This is a genomic window from Frankia sp. AgKG'84/4 (assembly GCF_023242965.2).
In the GTDB taxonomy this organism is placed as follows: Bacteria; Actinomycetota; Actinomycetes; order Frankiales; family Frankiaceae; genus Frankia.
The window spans coordinates 1-17,381 of record NZ_JALKFU020000054.1 but is presented as its reverse complement, the minus strand read 5'-3'; the positions used below and the strand labels follow the sequence as shown (position 1 = coordinate 17,381).

11 protein-coding genes are annotated in these 17,381 nt (G+C 72.1%); 4 read left to right on the top strand and 7 right to left on the bottom strand.

The features are described from left to right. Positions 1-168: 168 nt before the first annotated feature. Entirely contained in the window at positions 169-1,080 is a 912-nt protein-coding gene (locus MXD58_RS06325) for an SDR family NAD(P)-dependent oxidoreductase (protein ID WP_248840319.1), read from the bottom strand. A gap of 78 nt (positions 1,081-1,158) precedes the next feature. Then, a complete protein-coding gene (locus tag MXD58_RS06320; protein ID WP_248840318.1) occupies positions 1,159-2,400 on the bottom strand; it encodes a CaiB/BaiF CoA transferase family protein in 1,242 nt (413 codons plus the stop codon). A gap of 152 nt (positions 2,401-2,552) precedes the next feature. Between MXD58_RS06320 and MXD58_RS06315 the strand changes: the two genes are divergently transcribed. The 3 genes from MXD58_RS06315 (at position 2,553) to MXD58_RS06310 (ending at position 6,387) form a co-directional block, all read left to right on the top strand. After that, positions 2,553-4,136 (top strand): AMP-binding protein, encoded by a 1,584-nt coding sequence (locus tag MXD58_RS06315; protein ID WP_308301912.1) that lies wholly within the window; start codon positions 2,553-2,555, stop codon positions 4,134-4,136. A gap of 9 nt (positions 4,137-4,145) precedes the next feature. Further along, complete coding sequence (locus MXD58_RS31610) at positions 4,146-4,370, top strand: AMP-binding enzyme (RefSeq protein ID WP_308301914.1); 225 nt, start codon at positions 4,146-4,148, stop codon at positions 4,368-4,370. 412 nt (positions 4,371-4,782) lie between these two features. Next, positions 4,783-6,387: an HNH endonuclease signature motif containing protein gene (locus MXD58_RS06310; RefSeq protein WP_248840317.1), complete on the top strand. Its 1,605-nt coding sequence runs from the start codon at positions 4,783-4,785 to the stop codon at positions 6,385-6,387. A gap of 425 nt (positions 6,388-6,812) precedes the next feature. Here the strand turns inward: MXD58_RS06310 and MXD58_RS06305 are convergent, their stop codons facing one another. The 3 genes from MXD58_RS06305 to MXD58_RS06295 are packed head-to-tail and all read right to left on the bottom strand — an operon-like array spanning position 6,813 to position 10,223. Beyond that, positions 6,813-8,423: a class I adenylate-forming enzyme family protein gene (locus MXD58_RS06305; protein WP_248840316.1), complete on the bottom strand. Its 1,611-nt coding sequence runs from the start codon at positions 8,421-8,423 to the stop codon at positions 6,813-6,815. Between the two features lie 52 nt (positions 8,424-8,475). Continuing rightward, positions 8,476-9,384, bottom strand: coding sequence for an enoyl-CoA hydratase/isomerase family protein (locus MXD58_RS06300; protein ID WP_248840315.1), 909 nt, complete (start codon positions 9,382-9,384; stop codon positions 8,476-8,478). Further along, a complete protein-coding gene (locus MXD58_RS06295) occupies positions 9,381-10,223 on the bottom strand; it encodes an enoyl-CoA hydratase/isomerase family protein (RefSeq protein WP_248840314.1) in 843 nt (280 codons plus the stop codon). Before MXD58_RS06295 ends, MXD58_RS06300 begins: the two co-directional genes overlap by 4 nt. Before the next feature lie 276 nt (positions 10,224-10,499). On the opposite strand from MXD58_RS06295, the gene MXD58_RS06290 reads away from it, so the two are divergent. Continuing rightward, the gene (locus MXD58_RS06290) at positions 10,500-12,602 is read left to right on the top strand and encodes an acetate--CoA ligase family protein (RefSeq protein ID WP_248840313.1); all 2,103 of its coding nucleotides are present in this window, start codon (positions 10,500-10,502) and stop codon (positions 12,600-12,602) included. Positions 12,603-12,841: 239 nt separating this feature from the next. Here MXD58_RS06290 and MXD58_RS30590 read toward each other — a convergent pair whose 3' ends face one another. Both MXD58_RS30590 and MXD58_RS06280 read right to left on the bottom strand, forming a co-directional pair. Then, positions 12,842-13,498, bottom strand: coding sequence for a GntR family transcriptional regulator (locus tag MXD58_RS30590; RefSeq protein WP_308301913.1), 657 nt, complete (start codon positions 13,496-13,498; stop codon positions 12,842-12,844). Between the two features lie 430 nt (positions 13,499-13,928). Then, on the bottom strand, positions 13,929-17,192 hold the full coding sequence (locus tag MXD58_RS06280) for an ABC transporter permease subunit (protein WP_248840312.1): 3,264 nt from the start codon (positions 17,190-17,192) through the stop codon (positions 13,929-13,931). Positions 17,193-17,381: the final 189 nt, after the last annotated feature.

The following is a 17,381-nucleotide window of genomic DNA, read 5'->3' as shown; positions in this document are numbered from 1 at the left end:
GCGTTGGCCACCGCGCCGCTGTCGCGGGCGGCCGCGGCCAGCGCCGGCAGCGCGCTGTGCTCGCCGACGACGCCCTTCTGGAGCTCCTGGGTGAGAAGCACCGTGTGCGACGGGTCGAGCAGCGCCGCGAGGTCGATCGCCATGACACCTACCGCTGTGGGTCGCTGGTCAGAACCGCATGCCGGGGGCGCGCGTCTCGAACAGGTCCTGGTTGATGACGTCGCCGAGCTTCGTCGGGTCCCAGCGCTTCCCACCCGCGGTGATGGTCTTGCGCTCCTTCCACCCCTGCATCCAGATGATCCGGTCCTCGATGGAACGGATGACGTGGCCGGTGACGTGGTCGGCCTCGTCGCTGGCGAGCCAGGCGACCAGCGGCGAGCTGTTCGACGGGTCCATGGCGTGCCACTCGTCGTCCGCGACCTCGTCGGGCTCGAACGACTCCGGCATACCCGGGATGCTGGCGGTGATCCGGGTCAGGCCGGAGGGGCCGACGGCGTTGACGGTGACGCCGGTGCGCAGCAGCTCCAGCGCGAGCGTCTGGGTGAGGCCGACGATCGCCGCCTTCGCGGTGGCGTAGCTGCTCTGGCCGAAGTTGCCGCCCAGGCCCGCGCCGGAGGTGGTGTTGATGATCCGGCCGCGCACGGTCTCGCCGCTCTTGGCCGCCGCGCGCCAGTAGCGGGCCGCGTGGGAGCTGGTGGACCAGGTGCCGCGCACGTGTACGCGGATGACGGCGTCGAAGTCGTCGACCGGCATGTTCCAGATGACCGCGTCGCGCACGATGCCGGCGTTGTTGACCAGGATGTCGAGCTTGCCGAACGCCTCGATCGCGCGGTTGACCAGCTCGCCGGCCTGGTCGTAGTCGCCGACGTCGGAGTAGTTGGAGACGGCGGTGCCGCCCCGCTTCTCGATCAGCGCGACGGTCTCGTCCGCGGCCCGGCCCTGGCCTTCGCCGCGCACGGAGCCACCGAGGTCGTTGACGACGACCTTCGCGCCCTGCTTGGCCAGTTCGAGCGCGTGACCACGGCCGATGCCGTGGCCGGCACCGGTGACGATCGCGACCTTGCCGTCGAGCAAACCCATGGCTCGCCCTTCCTTGTCAGCCGGGTCGGCCGGCGGACGCTGCCGCCGCCGGCCGATGATCCGAAAATGTATACAGTATTAGTTGTCGGTGGAGCCGAAGGCGCCGGAGTCACGCAGGTCACGTATCCGTGCCTCGTCGTAGCCGATCTCGCCGAGGATCTCGGCGGTGTCCTGGCCCGGCTTCGGCGCGCGGCGCGACGGAACCGGGTTGCGGCCGTCGAGGCGCACCGGGAACGGGAGCTCGTCGGCGACCAGGTCCTCGGCGGGCAGCCACGGCAGCCGCTCGACGAACTGCGGGTCGGTCTCGATCGAGCGCGGGGTGTTCACCGGCGAGAGCGGGGTGTCGACCTCGCCGCCGAACGTCACCCACTCGGCGGTCGTCCGCGTCGCGAAGATCGTGCGCAGCTCGTCGCGCAGCTTGAGGTTGCCGCGGGCGTGGTCGGCGTACTCCGAGCCGGGAGCGGCCTCGTAGAGGTCGATGCGGCCGACGCCGGCGCAGAAGTTCTTCCAGAACCGTCGCTCCGAGGCCATGAACAGAACGTGGCCGTCGCTGGTGGCATACACCTGATAGCGGACGGCGTCACGCATGCCGCCGGATCCCGGCTCGCGGCGCTCGTAGTTGTCCGACGGGTTGCCGGTGACCTCGTCCTCGGGACGCTGGTAGGCCTTGTAGGTCTCGATGCGCATCCAGTCCATCGCCGCGGCGGCGTCGGACTGGGCGACCTCGACGTGGCGGCCCTGCCCGGTCTCGCGGGCCGCGAGGATCGCCGAGACCAGGGTGAGCGCGCCGTAGAGGGGGCCCGCGTGGATGCCGATCGAGGCGTGTTCGGGCAGGTAGGTGAACCCGTCCTCGTCGGTCGCCGGGGCGACGACACCCGCCCAGGTGTCGTAGGCGATGCCGTGGCTGGGCAGGTCGCGGTACGGACCGGAGGCGCCGTAGCCGGAGATCGACGCGAGCACGATGCGCGCGTTGGCCACCTTGAGCGCCTCATACCCCAGGCCGCGGCGCTCGAGCGCGCCCGGGCGCATCGCCTCGACGACCGCGTCCGCCGAGCGGACCAGGTCCAGGAACACCCCGACGCCCTCGGGGGTGCGCAGGTCGATCTCGATGCTGCGCTTGCCCCGGGAGATGTGCCAGTGCAGCAGCGACACTCCCTCGATGAACGGCCAGACCATCCGGCGCACGTAGTCGCCACCGGGCGGCTCCACCTTGGTCACATCGGCGCCAAGGTCGGCGAGTTGGGTGGTGAGCGCGCCCGGACCGAGCATCGACACGTCGACTACCCGGACCCCCGCCAGCGGCTTTGTCGCGTCGGGCATGCCGGCCCTCCCTTCGTCACGGAGCGTCGTCCGGGCGCGAAACCCGGTAAACCGTCGCCGCAGCGTCCCAGTTTGGATATCTTATATAATCCACGCCTGTTGCGCCCGGCCAGCGGTAACTCCGAAGGTCCAGCCGGTGGGGACGGCGGGCCTTGCTTCTCGACCGGCGCAAGCTCCTCGACCGGCGCAAGCTCCTCGACCGGCGGAAGCTCCTCGACCGGCGGAAGCTCCTCAACGGCGAAGGGTGGCGGCGGATGAACGCGCGACCGGAGGCGGCAACCGCCGCATGGGACACGGCCAGGACCAGCAGTGCGGCCACGGGCGGCGACGTGGCAACCGCGGGGAGCACGAACCCGGATCCGGTGGCGGCGCAGGTGCCGGCCACGATCCCCGGGGCGATCGCCCGCGCCGCGCGGAGCTGGCCGGACGACGAGGCGATCGTCGACGGCGACCAGCGGATCACCTTCGCCGACCTCGACGCCGGTTCCTCGCGGGTCGCGCGGGCGTACGTCGCCGCCGGCGTCCAGGCCGGTGACCGGATCTCGATCTGGGCGCCGAACACCTGCGAGTGGGTGCTTGCCGCGCTCGGCGCGTACAAGGCCGGGGCGGTGCTCGCGCCGATCAACTCGCGGTTCAAGGGGCCGGAGGCGGAGCGGATCCCGCGCACCGCCGGCTCGAAGCTGCTGTTCCTCGTCGACGGCTTCCTCGACACCGACTACCTGGCGATGCTCAAGGCCCAGCCGGAGCTGCCCGCGCTGGGCGAGATCGTCCTGATGAACGCCGCCGGCCGCGACGGCGCCACCGGCTGGGCGGACTTCATCGCCCGCGGCGACGAGGCCGAGCTGGAGAACGGCCCGCTCGCGGTCGAGGTCGCCGCCCGCACGGCGGCGCTGACCGGCGACGACCTGTCCGACCTGGTGTTCACCTCCGGGACGACGGGCGCGCCGACGGGGGCGATGCTCACTCACGGTGGCTCGACGGAGGTCTACCGCTGGTGGTCCGAGCTCGTCGGCCTGCGCCACGGTGACCGCTACCTGCTCGTCTACCCGTTCTTCCACACCGCCGGGCTGAAGTCGGGCCTGCTGGCGTGCATCCTGGTCGGCGCGACGCTGGTGCCGCACCCGGTGTTCGACGTGCCCTCGGTGATGCGCCGGGTCGCCGAGGAGAAGATCACGATGCTTCCCGGGCCGCCCGCCATCTACCAGACGATCCTCAACGCGGACCTGTCCGGCTATGACCTGTCCAGCCTGCGTACCGCCGTCACCGGCGCGGCGGCCGTGCCCGTCGAACTGATCCGCCGGCTGCGCGCCGAACTCGGCCTGGAGACGGTGCTGACCGCGTACGGCCTGACCGAGACGCACGGGACGGCGACGGCGTGCCGCCGCACCGACGACCCCGAGACGATCGCGCGGACCTCCGGGCGGGCGATCCCCGGCGTCGAGGTGCGCATCGTCGACGACGCCGGCGCCCCCCTGCCGCCCGGCGAGCCCGGCGAGCCCGGCGAGATCGTCATCCGCGGCTACAACGTGATGCGCGGCTACTTCGACAACCCGCAGGCCACGGCCGAGACGATCGACGCCGACGGCTGGCTGCACTCCGGCGACATCGGCGTGCAGGACTCCGCCGGCAACGTCACGATCACCGACCGCAAGAAGGACATGTTCATCGTCGGCGGCTTCAACGCCTACCCCGCCGAGATCGAGGCGATGCTCCTCGAGCGCGGCGACCTCGCGTAGGTCGCCGTCATCGGCATCCCCGACGAGCGCCTCGGCGAGGTCGGCATGGCCTTCGTCATCCCCCGCACCGGCGCGACGGTGACGGCGGCGGACATCATCACCTGGAGCCGTGAGCGGATGGCCAACTACAAGGTCCCCCGCCGCGTCGAAGTCGTCGATGCCCTGCCGCTCAACGCCACCGGCAAGGTCGTCAAGTTCGAACTCCGCGACCGCATCCGCGCCGAGTCCGAGTAGCCCTGTCGCCGTTCGCGGCGGCGCAGCCCGAACGCTGAGCTGCCACTCGCCGACCTGCCACTCGCCGACCTGCCACTCGCCGACCTGCCACTCGCCGACCCACAGCCCATCTCGCTCGTCGTCAACGGCCGGCTCCTCGCCCTCTCGCTCTCTCGCCTCATCGCCCACGCCGTGCTGTTCAGCGCTCGGGGCGGGGGACGGAGGTCCTGGGGTGATGCATGGCGGTCGTCCGTGGAGGCCCTTTTGCGGGTTCGACCGTTCTCTGGACGGTCGTCATGCCGACTCGTCGGCAGGACAGGGTCCCGCGCTGGCGGTGGACATGTATCCCCAGGATGCGGCGGCCGGGGGAGCGTTATCCACAGATTCAAACATGTGTTCGACGGCTTGTGGTTGCGGGATCTACGGTCGTTTCATGGTCATCGAGGAGTGCGACGTCGGTGTGGGCGGGTCGGCGCAGGAGCCGCCAACAGGGATCGCTGACCGGCTGGTGGCGATCGGGGAACAGGCCAAGGGCCTGTTGACGGGCGACGTGTGGCGGCTCTCCGACGGCGAGTTGGAACAGTCGATGGTGGCACTGCACGAGCTGACCGCGCAGCTGGCGGCGGCGCGGGGTCAGGTGCTGGTCGAGGCCAGGGACCGCGGCTTCGCGGTGCGCAACGGCGCGGCTGATCTGCCCGGGTGGCTGCGGGAACGGCTGGTGCTGGCGCCGGGAGCGGCGCGTCGCCAGGTGGAGCTCGCCCGGGACACTGTGGAGGGGCCTTGCCAGGCCACGGGCGCCGCGCTGGCAGCCGCGGAGATCAGCGTCGAGCACGCGCTGGTGATCTGCGAGACAGTGCGCCGACTGCCACGCGAGACCTCGGCCGGGCAGCGTGCCGCGGCCGAGCGGTACCTGCTCGAGCAGGCGCGGGTGTTCGACCCGTACCAGCTGACAAGGCTGGCCGCCCGCCTGCGGGAACATCTCACGACCGTCGATCGATCTCCAGGCGGCTCCGATCCGGATCCGGAACGCCCTACCGGGTCGGGTGGGCGAGATGACCCCTCCGCGCGCGACCGTGCTGAGTCCGATCGCCCGAACGGCGAGGATGCTCCGCGCAGCGACGAGACGACGGGCAGCACGACGGGTGCTGACAACGCCGTCGGCGGTCGCGGCGACCACGGAGTCAATAGTGGGGTCTGCGGCGATGACGGCCGTCGTGGTGATGCGGCGGGTCTTGGCGGATCAGCTCAGGACCGGTTGGACGGCGGTGGGACCGGCCCCGATCCGGCGGCGGTGCGCCGGTTCACGTTGACCGACACCCCCGAGGGTACGACGCTGATCCACGGTGAACTCGACGCCGAAGGCGCCGCCCTGCTGCGAACCGCGCTGGATGGCCTTGCCGCGCCCCGCCCGGGCGAGGACGCCGTGCCTGATCGGCGCAGTCCCGCCCGCCGCCGTGCCGACGCGCTGATCGAGCTGGTCGGCCGGGCACTCAGCGCGAACACCGTGCCGGCCTCCGGTGGCACCCGGCCACACCTGACGGTCACGATTCCCTGGGCGACCCTCGTCGGCACCGGGGCCGCGGCCGCCTCGACGAGTTGGGGCATGCCGTTGCCACGCAGCGTGCTGGCCCGCCTGACCTGCGACGCGGCCATCAGCCGCATCATCCTCGACCCCGACGGCCTACCCCTCGACGTCGGCCGCACAGCCCGCACCGCCCCGCCTCACGTGCGCCGCGCTGTCGCGGCAAGAGACCAAGGCTGCACGTTCCCGGGCTGCGACAACCCTCCAAGCTGGTGCGAGGTCCACCACGTGATCCACTGGCTACACGATGGAGTCACCGCGCCACATAATTTGGTGCTCCTCTGCCGCGAACACCACCGCAGAGTCCACCGAGACGGCTGGGAGATCGTCTTCGGCGCGGACCAACGCCCCAGCTACATCCCACCCCACCGGATCGACCCGCTCCGCCGCCCCCGCCGCAACCCCTACAACCAGTTCCCCCCGGATCTCACTGACCTGTCCGACCTGGCCGTCTGACCACTGGCCGTCTGACCCCTGGCCGCCTGGCCGCCTGGCCGCCTGGCCGCCTGACCCCCTGACCCCCTGACCCCCTGACCTGACGGCGAGCCTCGGACAGCCAGTCTCACGAGCCCGCCGATGGACGGACCCAGCAGGGGCACGAGACCGGCAGGCGGCTGCTGGAACACGGTCCGCGCCGGGAGAGCGGCGTGCGAAGGCTCGAGGGACGGACGGGCCACCGGTCCGGGGATGGACCAGCGTCAGCCGCGGTGTGGCGGTGTGGCGGTGTGGCGGTGTGGCGGTGTGGCGGTGTGGCGGTGTGGCGGTGTGGCGGTGTGGCGGTGTGACGGTGTGGCGGTGTGACGACGTGGCGATGCCCCCGACCAGGCCGGGACGCGGGGGCCTGCTGGGCGGGGGAATCGACCACCGGAGTGTGCGGTGGATCAGCCTGTGGGCTGGGTGGCGAGGCGGACGAGGTCGCCGGCGCGGACCTTGCCGACCTCGGTGCGGGGGAGCTCGTCGATCTCGACGAAGCGGGCCGGGACCTTGTACGGGACGAGCTTGGCGCGGGCGGCCTCGCGCAGGGCCGCGGCGTCGAACGTCGTGCCCTCGCGGGGGACGATGAAGGCCCAGGGGACCTCGCCGAGGCGGTCGTCGGGGACGCCGACCACGGCGCAGTCGGCGACCTCCGGGGAGAGCCGGATGACCTCCTCGACCTCGCCGGGGAAGACCTTCAGGCCGCCTCGGTTGATCATGTCGGAGACGCGGCCCTCGATCCAGAGGAAGCCTTCGGCGTCGATGCGGGCGATGTCGCCGGTGCGGAACCAACCGTCGGGGGTGATGCGGTCGCCGAGCGCGGAGCCATCGGCGTAGCCGGCGGAGACCGCGGGGGTGCGGACGTGGAGTTCGCCCTGCTCGCCTTCGGGGACGTCATTGCCGTCGGGGCCGACGAAGCGGGGAATGACGCCGGCGTGCGGGCGGCCGATCGAGCCGAGCTTGGACTCGCCGAACTCGCGGGCGTCGGCGGCGTTCCAGCCGACGATCTCCCCGCCGATCTCGGTCTGGCCGTAGCAGTTCAGCACGGTGACGCCGAACTTGTCGCGGAACATCCGGGCGCGCAGCGGCGACAGCGGCGCGGTGATCCCGCGGACGTAGCGCAGCGGCTCGACCGAGGTGACCGCCGGGTCGTCTGTCAGCATGTTCATCGCCGCCGGCGGCAGCACCGTGGAGCGGATCCCATGGCGGGCCACGGCGGTGGCAAACGACACCGGCGTGAACGGTTCGAGGATCACCACGGGCGCGCCGACGCGGAAGGCGAACAGCACGTTGTAGATCCCGGCGGACAGCGACATCGACGTCGGGATGAGGTTCGGCATCGGGGCCTTGCGCGCGGCGAGCGAACCGGCGGCCTTGTCGCCGACGAGCTTGCGCAGCACCGGCTCGAGCAATGCCAGGTAGCCGGAGTGGCGCAGCAGCACAGGCTTGGGCCGGCCGGTCGTCCCGGAGGTGAACTGGACCAGCGCGATGTCCCCGTCGTGCGCCGGCACGTCGGGCGCGCGCCGCCCCGGCACCGCCTCGGCCCAGCCGATCTCGGTGCTCGCCGCGGCTGGATCGCTGGTGCTGGCGGCGGCTGGATCGCTGGTGCTGGCGGCGGGGGAGGTGCTCGGGGTGTCCGCGCCGGGGGCGGTCGCCGCGACGACGATGGGCAGGGCGCCGGCGGTGTGGCGGTCGGCCCACTGCGGGAGGGTGACGATGGCAGCGGGCGCGACGGCCTCGACGAGGTGGGCGATCTCGTCGTCGGAGGTCCGCGGGTTCAGCGGGACGTACACCGCTTCGGCGGTCCACGCGCCGAACATCGCCGAGATGACCTCGGCGCCGCTGGGCAGCATCACCGCGACAGGCTGACCGGGGCGGACCCCGACGGTGCGCAGCACGTCCGCGAGGGCGGTCGCACTGCGGCGCAGCGCCGCCCGACTCATCTCCAGGTCGCCCACGAAGACCGCGGGGGTGCTCTCGTCGTCCGGCCGTTCCTCAAGCAGGTCAACGAGTCTCACGCCGGGTCTCCCTCGCTCGTGGCTGCGGCGCTGGGGGCCGCGGAGCCCGTGCTCACGGAGCCGGTGGTCGCGAGGCTCGCGCGGGGGCCGTCGGGTCGGTGTCGGGGGTGAGCTCGGCCCAGCGGGGCTCGCGCTTCTCGACGAACGCCGCGGGGCCCTCGAGCTGATCGGGGTGGCCCCAGACGGAGACGAGGTGCGCGGCGCCGGTGCGGCAGGCGGCGGTCAGGCCGTCCTCGAGCGCGCCCCACAGCGCGCGCTTGGTGGCGCGCATCGCGACGGGGGAGTTGCGGGCGATCGCGTCGGCGATCTCGGCGGCACGATCGCGCAGCTTCTCGGGCTCGAAGAGTTCGCTGACCATGCCCAGCTCGTAGGCGCGCGAGGCCGGCATCCGCTCGTGGACGCCGGTGAGCGCCATCCGCATGACCGGCTCGAACGGCATCTTGCGCAGCAGCGCCATCAGCTCGAACGAGACGACCTGGCCGACGGACACGTGCGGGTCGAAGAACTTCGCGGTGGACGCTGCGATGACGATGTCGGCGTCGGCGACGAAGTGGAACCCGCCGCCGGCGCACAGGCCGTTGACGGCGGCGATCACCGGCTTGGTGACCTTCTGGTGCCAGGCGGTGAAGTACAGGTCGAACTTCTCCGCCTCGGCCCGGTAGCGCTCCATGCCGACGCCGTCGGTGGCGATCTCCGCGACGTCGGCGCCGGTCTGGAACGCCCGGCCCTCGCCGGTGTGCACGATGACCCGCACGCCGGGATCGTCGTCAAGTGCGCGCCAGGCGCGGGCGAACTCGTCGCGCATCTGGTTGTTCATCGCGTTGAGCTGTTTCGGCCGGTTGTTGATCAGCCAGCCGATGTGGCCGCGGCGGGAGACGAGCAGCGTCTCGTAGCAGGGGTAGACGTGTTCGTCCACGGCCTCGGCCACGGTCTCGGCACTCGCGTCTGGAGTCACGGTCATGTCCGCCTCACGCCTTTCGCGCCGGTCGGCGCAGCAGCCTCGAGTGGCGCCCAGCGCGGCTCGCGCTTCTCGACGAACGCCGCGGGGCCCTCGATCTGGTCCGGATGGCCCCACATGCCGACGAGGTCGGCGGCGGCGGCCTGGCACATCTCGGTCAGTCCGGCCTCCAGCGCCCGGTACAGCGCGCGTTTGGACGCCGCCATCGCCGAGGGGGAGTTGCGGGCGATCGTCGCGGCCAGCGCCGCGGCGCGCTCGCGCAGCGTCTCCGGCGGGTCGACGATCTCGCTCGACAGCCCGAGCTGGTAGGCGCGGGCCGCGCCGAGCCGCTCGTGTCGGCCGGCGAGCGCGAGGCGCATGATCGTCTCGGCGGCCATCTTGCGGGTCAGCGCGATTCCCTCGAACGCGGTGACCTGGCCGACGGACACGTGCGAGTCGATGAACACCGCGTCCCAGCCGAGCAGCACGATGTCGGCGTCCGCGACGAAGTGCAGCCCGCCGCCGACGCAGCGGCCCCGCACCGCCGCGATCACCGGCTTGACGACGCCGCAGTGCCAGCCGGTGATCCGCAGCTCGGCCCGCTTCGTGCGCCGGGACTGCTCGCGCAGCGCGGCCTTGTCCCGGCCGAGCTGGCCGACGTCCAGGCCGGTGCAGAAGTCCCGGCCGGCGCCGACGTTCACGATGACCCGGACGTCCGGGTCGTCATCGAGCTCCGCCCAGGCGCGGGGCAGCTCGTCGAGCATCGCCGCGTCCATCGCGTTGCCCGAGCGCGGCCGGTGCAGCTCCAGCCAGCCGACCGGGCCGTCCCGGGAGACCCGCAGGCTCTGGTATTCCTGTGTCATCGGGGCCTCAGCTTCGGGGCACGTCGCGCCACGGCCTGCCGTGGAACGGGTCGGGTTCGCGGGGCAGACCGAGCACCCGCCCCGACCGGCCCGACCACCCCGACCACCCCGACCACCCCGACCACCCCGACCACCCCGACCACCCCGACCACCCCGACCACCCCGACCGGCCCGACCCCGACCGGCCCGACCCCGACCGGCCCGACCCCGACCGGCCCGACCCCGACCGGCCCGACCCCGACCGACGTCGCGCTACGGCACATCGACTGGTCGCGGTTGTTCACCCCCCGCGTCGTCGCCGTCGTCGGCGCGACCGACACCGAGGGCAGCCCGCAGCGGGCCCAGTGGACGCAGGTCCGCGAACGCCTCGGCGCCCTCGGTGCCGACGTCATCCCGGTCCACCCGAAGAAGCCCGAGATCCTCGGCGTCAAGGCATACCCGAGCCTCGCCGACCTGCCCGAGGACCCCGACGTCGTCGTGGTCCTGGTCCGCGACCCGCTGCCGATGGTCGAGCAGGCCGTCGCCAGCCGCGCCGCCTTCGTGATCGTGTTCTCCGCCGGCTTCTCCGAACTCGGCACCGCCGAGGGCGACGCCGCCGAGCGCAGACTGCGCGAGCTGGCCGCCGGTGACACCCGGATCATCGGCCCGAACACCAACCTGAACATCTTCGAGCCGTGGCAGCAGGGCCTGCCCGGCCGCAAGCTCGCGATCATCAGCCAGTCCGGCTACCAGGGCCGGCCGATCACCCAGGGCCAGGTGCTGGGCATCGGCATCGAGATCTGGGCGACGCTCGGCAACGAGGCCGACATCGAGTGGGCAGACATGGCCGGCTATCTCGCCGAGAACCGCCCCGTGGGCGCGATCGCGACGTACGTCGAGGGCTTCCAGAACGGCCGCAGCTTCATGCTCGCCGCCGACGCCTGCGCGCGGGCCGGCATCCCGATCGTCGCGATCAAGGTCGGGCGCAGCGAGGCCGGCCGGGCGATGGCCGCCGCCCACACCGGCCACCTCACCGGCCCGGACGCCGTTCACGACGCCGTGTTCGAGCAGTACGGCGTCATCCGCGTCGACGACCTCGACGAGGTCATCGAGATCTCCGGGATGTTCTGCCACACCGGGCTGCTCGAGGGCACCGGCGGCGTCGCCGTCTACGCCATGTCCGGCGGCACCGCCTCCCATGTCGCTGACCTGTGCGGGACGCTCGGCGTGCCGGTGCCGACGTTCACCAACGAGACGGTCGCGGCGCTCGGCGAGTTCGTCCCCTGGTACCTGAAGAAGGACAACCCGCTGGACTCCGGTGGTGTCATCACCGCCAAGCCGGAGAACCGGCGGGTCCTGGAGATCATGCTGGCCGACCCGAACGTCGACGTGCTGTTCGCGCCGATCACCGGGGTGTTCCCCGGGATGAGCGACGCGCTGGCCCGCGACCTCATCGCGCTGCACGAGAAGGCGGTCGCCGGGCAGGGCAAGCCGGTGATCGCGGCGTGGACGTCGCCGATCCGCGACGACGACGCCTACCGGGCGCTGTGCGCCGCGGGCGTGCCGCTGTTCCACTCGTTCACCGCCGCCGTGCGGGGCCTCGGCGAGCTCGGCCGGTACTCGACGTTCCACCGGAACTACCGCAGCCCGTTCGCCGCGGGCGTCGCACCGGCGCTCGCCGCGCCGACCGCGCGGGAGCAGGCCCTCGCGGTGCTCGACGCCGCGGCCGGCCAGGCGACCCTCAACGAGGTCGACTCGAAGCGGGTGTTGTCCGCCTACGGCATCCCGATCGCCGCCGAGCAGCTCACCACCTCCGCCGACGAGGCCGTGGAGGCCGCCGCCGGGCTCGGTTTCCCCCTCGTCATGAAGATCGCCTCGGCGGACATCGCCCACAAGTCCGACCTGGGCCTCGTCGCGGTCGGCGTCGCGGACGCGGGGGCCGCCCGCGAGACCTACGAGCGCCTGGTCGCCACCGCGGCGAGCGCCGCGCCGGCCGCCCGCGTCGACGGCGTCGTCGTCGTCGCCGAGATGATCACCGACGCGGTCGCCGAGGTCATCCTCGGCCTGTCCCACCAGGCGCCGTTCGGGCCGACGATCACCTTCGGCCTCGGCGGCGTGTTCACCGAGGTCTTCGCCGACGTCGCCTTCGCCGTGCCGCCGTTCGACGCGGACCGTGCCCGCGCCGTCGTTGACTCGACAAAGGGCGTGAAGCTACTGCGCGGCACCCGCGGCCGACCCGCCGGTGACATCGACGCCCTGGTCGAGACGATCCTGCGGCTGCGCGACCTCGCCGTCGACCTCGGCGAGCGGATCTCCGAGCTCGACATCAACCCGATCATGGTGCGTCCGGCCGGGAAGGGCGTCGCCGCCGTCGACGCCCTCGTGGTGCCCAAGGTGTGAGACCCGCGCTCTCGGGAAGCGCGCGACGATGCGCTTCCCGAGGCGCCGCGGCTCAGGCACCGACGGCGATGACCTTGGTTTCGGCAGGTGACCGCGGTCGTGTGCACGCGGTCACAATCGCGCAGCCGCCCCAAGCCGCCCCAAGCCGCCCCAAGCCGCCCCAAGCCGCCCCAAGAGCCTGGGGCTCGGGCAGCGTGAAGGGCTGGCCGGGGCGGTCTGCGGACCACCACCGGCATCGATCAGTCCGCCGGGGACCAGAGGATGCTGCGGTCCTTGAGCAGCTCGATGACCAGCTCGCCGTGGTGGCGCAGCAGCTGGACGAACTCCGCTGACGCGCGGGCACCGTCGGCCGCCTTGATCGCCCGGTGCGCGGCGCTGATCCCGCGCTTCTGCGAGGGAATGGACCCGGGCACCGCCGCGAAGAAATTCCCGGGAATGACGCTGGTCATCAGCCGGGAGAAGGAGGAGAGCCGGGGGGAGTGGGCCATCGCGAAGACCTGCCGGAGGTAGGCTTCGTTGGCGTGCTGGACGTCGTCGGAGGTCTCGGCGATCCGCAGATCCTGCTCGTCCTCGGTCAGTTTCGCGAGGCCATCCGCGTCGCCGCGCTCGGTCGCCCGTTCCGCGGCCAGGGCGTAGAGGGCGCCGAGCAGGGCATAGTGATCGCGCACCGAGTTCTCGTCCAGCCCGTGCACGAACGCGCCGCGGTGTGGCTCGATCGAAATCCAGCCCTCGCTCTCCAGGGCGATCATGGCTTCGCGCACCGGAATCCGGCTGACACCGAGTTCCTCGGCGATTTCGTCCTGCCGAACATGATCGCCCTGCCGCAGGGCGCCGGCGAAGATCAGCCCGCGGATGTGGTCGGCGACCTGGCTCCCGCTGCTGCGGCGGTCGACGATCGAACGACCGCCGTTGAGCGGCGCGAGGGGCCCGGCGGTGGCTGTCCGGCGGTTCGGAGGGATGACCGCGCTCCTTCAGGTCACACGAGGGACGCGCGGCGGTGCGCACCTTCGACCGGTGGCGGCGGGAGCCGGGCTCGCGCCCGACCGCTGAGAGACTGATCCCGCACGTCTTGCAGCAAGTATACGAGTGGTGGTCATCGAGGTTACCCAGATGAGGGAGTATTCCCTCGCACCCTGTGCTCGGACTGCGGTGGAACGCTAACGCTCTGGAAATTCACCGACACGAGGCGGACTTCTCGGGTGATCTCGGTCGGGACGGGGGCGGCACCGGAAAATCTTCTCCGGTGCCGCCCCCGTCCCCGCCTGCGGCGGGCCAGGCTCGGCGCGGGTCGCGCCGTCCGGGCTGGCCTCCACCACCGCTATCCCATTACTCCTTGGCGGTCTCGGCGCTCGAACGGGCCGGCGCGGCGCTGACCGAGTCCAGCGGCGGGTCGAGCACGTCCACCGAAGCGCCGCCGCCGGTCGCGGGAGTGCTGGTCGCGTCCTTGGCCGTGGCCTCCGTGGCACCGTTGGCGGCGGGCGTGCCGCTCGCGGAGCTACCTGAGTCCGTGGCTTCCGAGGCTTCCGTGGCCCCGTTGGCCGAGGAGGCTCCGTTCGCGGTGCCACCGGTGTTCGCGGTGCCACCGGTGTTCGCGGTGCCACCGATGTTCGCGGTGCCACCGGTCTCCGTGGCCGGGGCCCCCGCGGCCCTGTTGGCCGCGGAACCCGTCGCGCTGCTGGCGCCGGCGGCCGAGGTGCCGGCCGTCTCGGTGCTGGTGACGGCCGGGGTGGTGACGGCCGGGGTGGTGACGGCCGGGGTGGTGACGGCCGGGGTAGCGGTGTCGGGCGTCGCGGCCACGGTAGTGCTGGCCGGGTCGCCGCCGGTGATGGCGGCGGGGGTGTCCGGTCCGCTGCCCGCACCCGTGGTGGCGTTGATGCCGAGATAGGCGGTGGCCAGCCGCTCCGAGTCGACCTCGGCCGTCGGGCCGCTCCAGGTGATGTGTCCGACGGTGATGAAGGCGACCCGATCGGCGATGGCCAGGGCGTCGCGGGTCTTCTCCTCGGAGATCAGCAGCGCGGTGCCGCGGGCCTGTAGCTGGCGCAGCGCATCGAAGATCTGGTCGATGATGAGCGGCGCGAGGCCCAGTGACGGTTCGTCGGCCACGAGCAGGCGCGGCGGGCGAACCAGCGCCGGGGCCAGGGTGAGCATCTGCTGCTCACCACCGGAGAGGGCACCGGCGAGCTGGGTGCGGCGCTCGCCGAGCACCGGGAAGGCGGCGTAGGCGCCGTCGCGCTCGTCGGCGTCGCGCAGCCACAGGGCGAGGTTCTCCTCGACGGTGAGCTCGGGGCAGATGCCGCGGCCCTCGGGAGCGAGGTAGACGCCGTCGCGTTCCCGCTTGTGCGCGGGTACCCGGGTCACCTCGTGGTCGCCCAGGTGGACGCTGCCGGACATCGGGTTGAGCAGTCCGCCGATGGCGGAGCACAGCGTGCTCTTGCCGGCGCCGTTGCCGCCGAGCAGGGCGAGTGCCTCGCCGGGCGCGATGGTCAGGTCGATGCCGTGCAGGACCTCGATCTCGCCGTAGCCGGCATGCAGCCCGCTGACCCGCAGCACCGGGGCTGGTGCGTCGGGCGTCGCGACCGGGGCGGCGTCGCGATCGGTGGCCGTGGCGAGGGCCGTCGCGGCTCTGTCCGCCGCGGCCTGCTCCCGTGCCGCCGTCGCGGTGGCCTTCGCCGTCTTGGCCGCCCGGCGCTGCCGGATCTGGCTCGGGACGTTCGCGATGGCGGCGAGTGAGCCGTCGGGCTCGCGGGCCAGGCCGATGGCGCCGAGGCCGAACAGCACCTGCATCAGGTAGCTCGACGCCGGCACGGACTCCAGGGCCTGCGGGAACAGGGTGGTGGCCAGGCCGGCGAGGATGGCACCGGCGGGCCGGCGGATGCTGAAGGTGACCGTCGTCGCGAGCCAGACCAGGCCGAGGGTGACGTCGTAGTCGGTGTTGGTGACCCGGCCACGGCTCGCGGCGAGCAGAACGCCACCGAAGCCGGCGATGCCGGCGGAGATGACGAACACCAGCAGCTTCATCCGGCCGACGGCGATACCGCTGGTACGCGCGCCGACCTCGGTGGAGCGCACCGCCAGCATGGCGCGGCCGGTGCTGGAGTTGCGCAGCGAGTGGATCAGCCAGACGACCAGCGCGAGCAGCGCCAGCAGCAGCACGATCAGCCAGCGCGGGTTGGTGGTGTCGACGATGCCCAGGTCCGGCGGGCGGACGCCCCAACCACCGGAGCCGTTGGAGATGTCACCGATCTGGAACAGCAGGTTCTGCCCGATGAACGCCAGCGCCAGGGTGGACAGGGCCAGCGGCAGGCCGCCGAGACGGCGGGTGGGCAGCGCGACGATCAGACCGATGAGGGCGGCCACGACCGTACCGGCGATCAGCGCCGGGAAGAACGGCACGCCGTGGGAGAGGAGATTGCCGGCGGTGAACGCGCCGGAGAGCACGAACGCGGCCTGCGCGAGGCTGACCATTCCGCCGATGCCGGTAAGGACGGTGAACGACAGCAGCACGATCGCGGTGGCGATGCCCTGGGCCAGCAGGCCCGCCCAGAAGTCCGTCGCGCCGAACGCGGTGTAGGCGACCAGTCCGACGCTCAGCGCGATCCACAGGGCCCGGCGTCGTTGCAAGCGGGCGCCGGTCGGCGCGTCCGCCGGTGGCTTCTCCTCCAGCGTGGTGCCGCCGCGCCGGCCCTGGTCGGCGCCGAAGTAGATGAGCAGCAGGAACAGGACGATGAACGGCACCGCGGTCGGGAACCCGGTGATGTTCACGTCGACGTAGCCGGCGACGAGGTTCTGCACGACGCCGAGCAGCAGGCCGCCGCCCATCGCGATCGGGATGGAGGCGAAACGCGCCAGCACGACACCGGGGATCGAGATGAACAGCAGGGTGTTGAAGGTGAAGCCGCCGAGGCCGAACATCGGCGCCAGCAGCACGCCGACGAGGCCGGCGAGGCCGCAGGAGGTGACCCAGGAGACCGCGGAGGCGCGGTCCGGGTCGATGCCGCGCAGCGCGGCGATCTTCGGCCGGCTCACCGAGGCGCGCATCTCCAGGCCGATACGGGTGTGGCGGACCAGCAGCCACAGCAGCACCGCAGAGAAGATCGCCGCACCGAGCATCGCGAGCTGGTCGGTGTCGATGACCAGGCCGTCACCGAAGGTGTAGTTCTCCTTCGGGCTCGGCCCGAGGCCGGGGATCCGGAAGACGTCCTCGACCGCGGGCAGCTTCCAGTGCGCCTTGTCCTTCAGCATCGCGACGATCCACAGGCACAGTGCCGGCAGGGCGATGAGAAGGCCGAGGGTGCCGACCATCTTGGCCGCGATGGATGCCTCGCGCAGCGGGTTGAACAGCACCTTGTGCAGAATCCAGCCCAGCAGCGGGGCGAAGACCAGCACACAGATGATCGCGCTGGGCACGATCGGCAGGCCCTGGCCGGTGTTGAGCTGGAAGAACAGGTACGCGGTCGAGAAGGCGATCCCGCCCTGTCCGAAGTTGAACACGCCCGATGTCTGGTAGGTCAGCGTCAGACCAGAGGCGAGGATGGCGTACAGAGCGCCGGTGACCAGCCCCGCCACCACCAGGTTGAAGAACTCGGTCACGCACTCCTCCGGTTACTACTCGTGATTACGGCGCCGGCGTCCGCGCCGTCGCGGTGCAGGTGGACAGCGGCACGTCGGGTCGTCTCACGGGCCCTGTCACCGCCGGGCCGCGATGCGGCCGCCGGCGTGCGAAGCGTGGAGGTGACCCCGTTGCGGGTGCCCCGGTGTGGGCCGGCGGCGGGCCTGGGG

Excerpts from the sequence above, each read along its gene's own strand:
- MXD58_RS06310 (WP_248840317.1), top strand. The coding sequence starts at position 4,783 with ATGGTCATCGAGGAGTGCGACGTCGGTGTGGGCGGGTCGGCGCAGGAG.
- MXD58_RS06325 (WP_248840319.1), bottom strand. The coding sequence starts at position 1,080 with ATGGGTTTGCTCGACGGCAAGGTCGCGATCGTCACCGGTGCCGGCCAC.
- MXD58_RS06300 (WP_248840315.1), bottom strand. The coding sequence starts at position 9,384 with ATGACCGTGACTCCAGACGCGAGTGCCGAGACCGTGGCCGAGGCCGTG.
- MXD58_RS06320 (WP_248840318.1), bottom strand. The coding sequence starts at position 2,400 with ATGCCCGACGCGACAAAGCCGCTGGCGGGGGTCCGGGTAGTCGACGTG.
- MXD58_RS06295 (WP_248840314.1), bottom strand. The coding sequence starts at position 10,223 with ATGACACAGGAATACCAGAGCCTGCGGGTCTCCCGGGACGGCCCGGTC.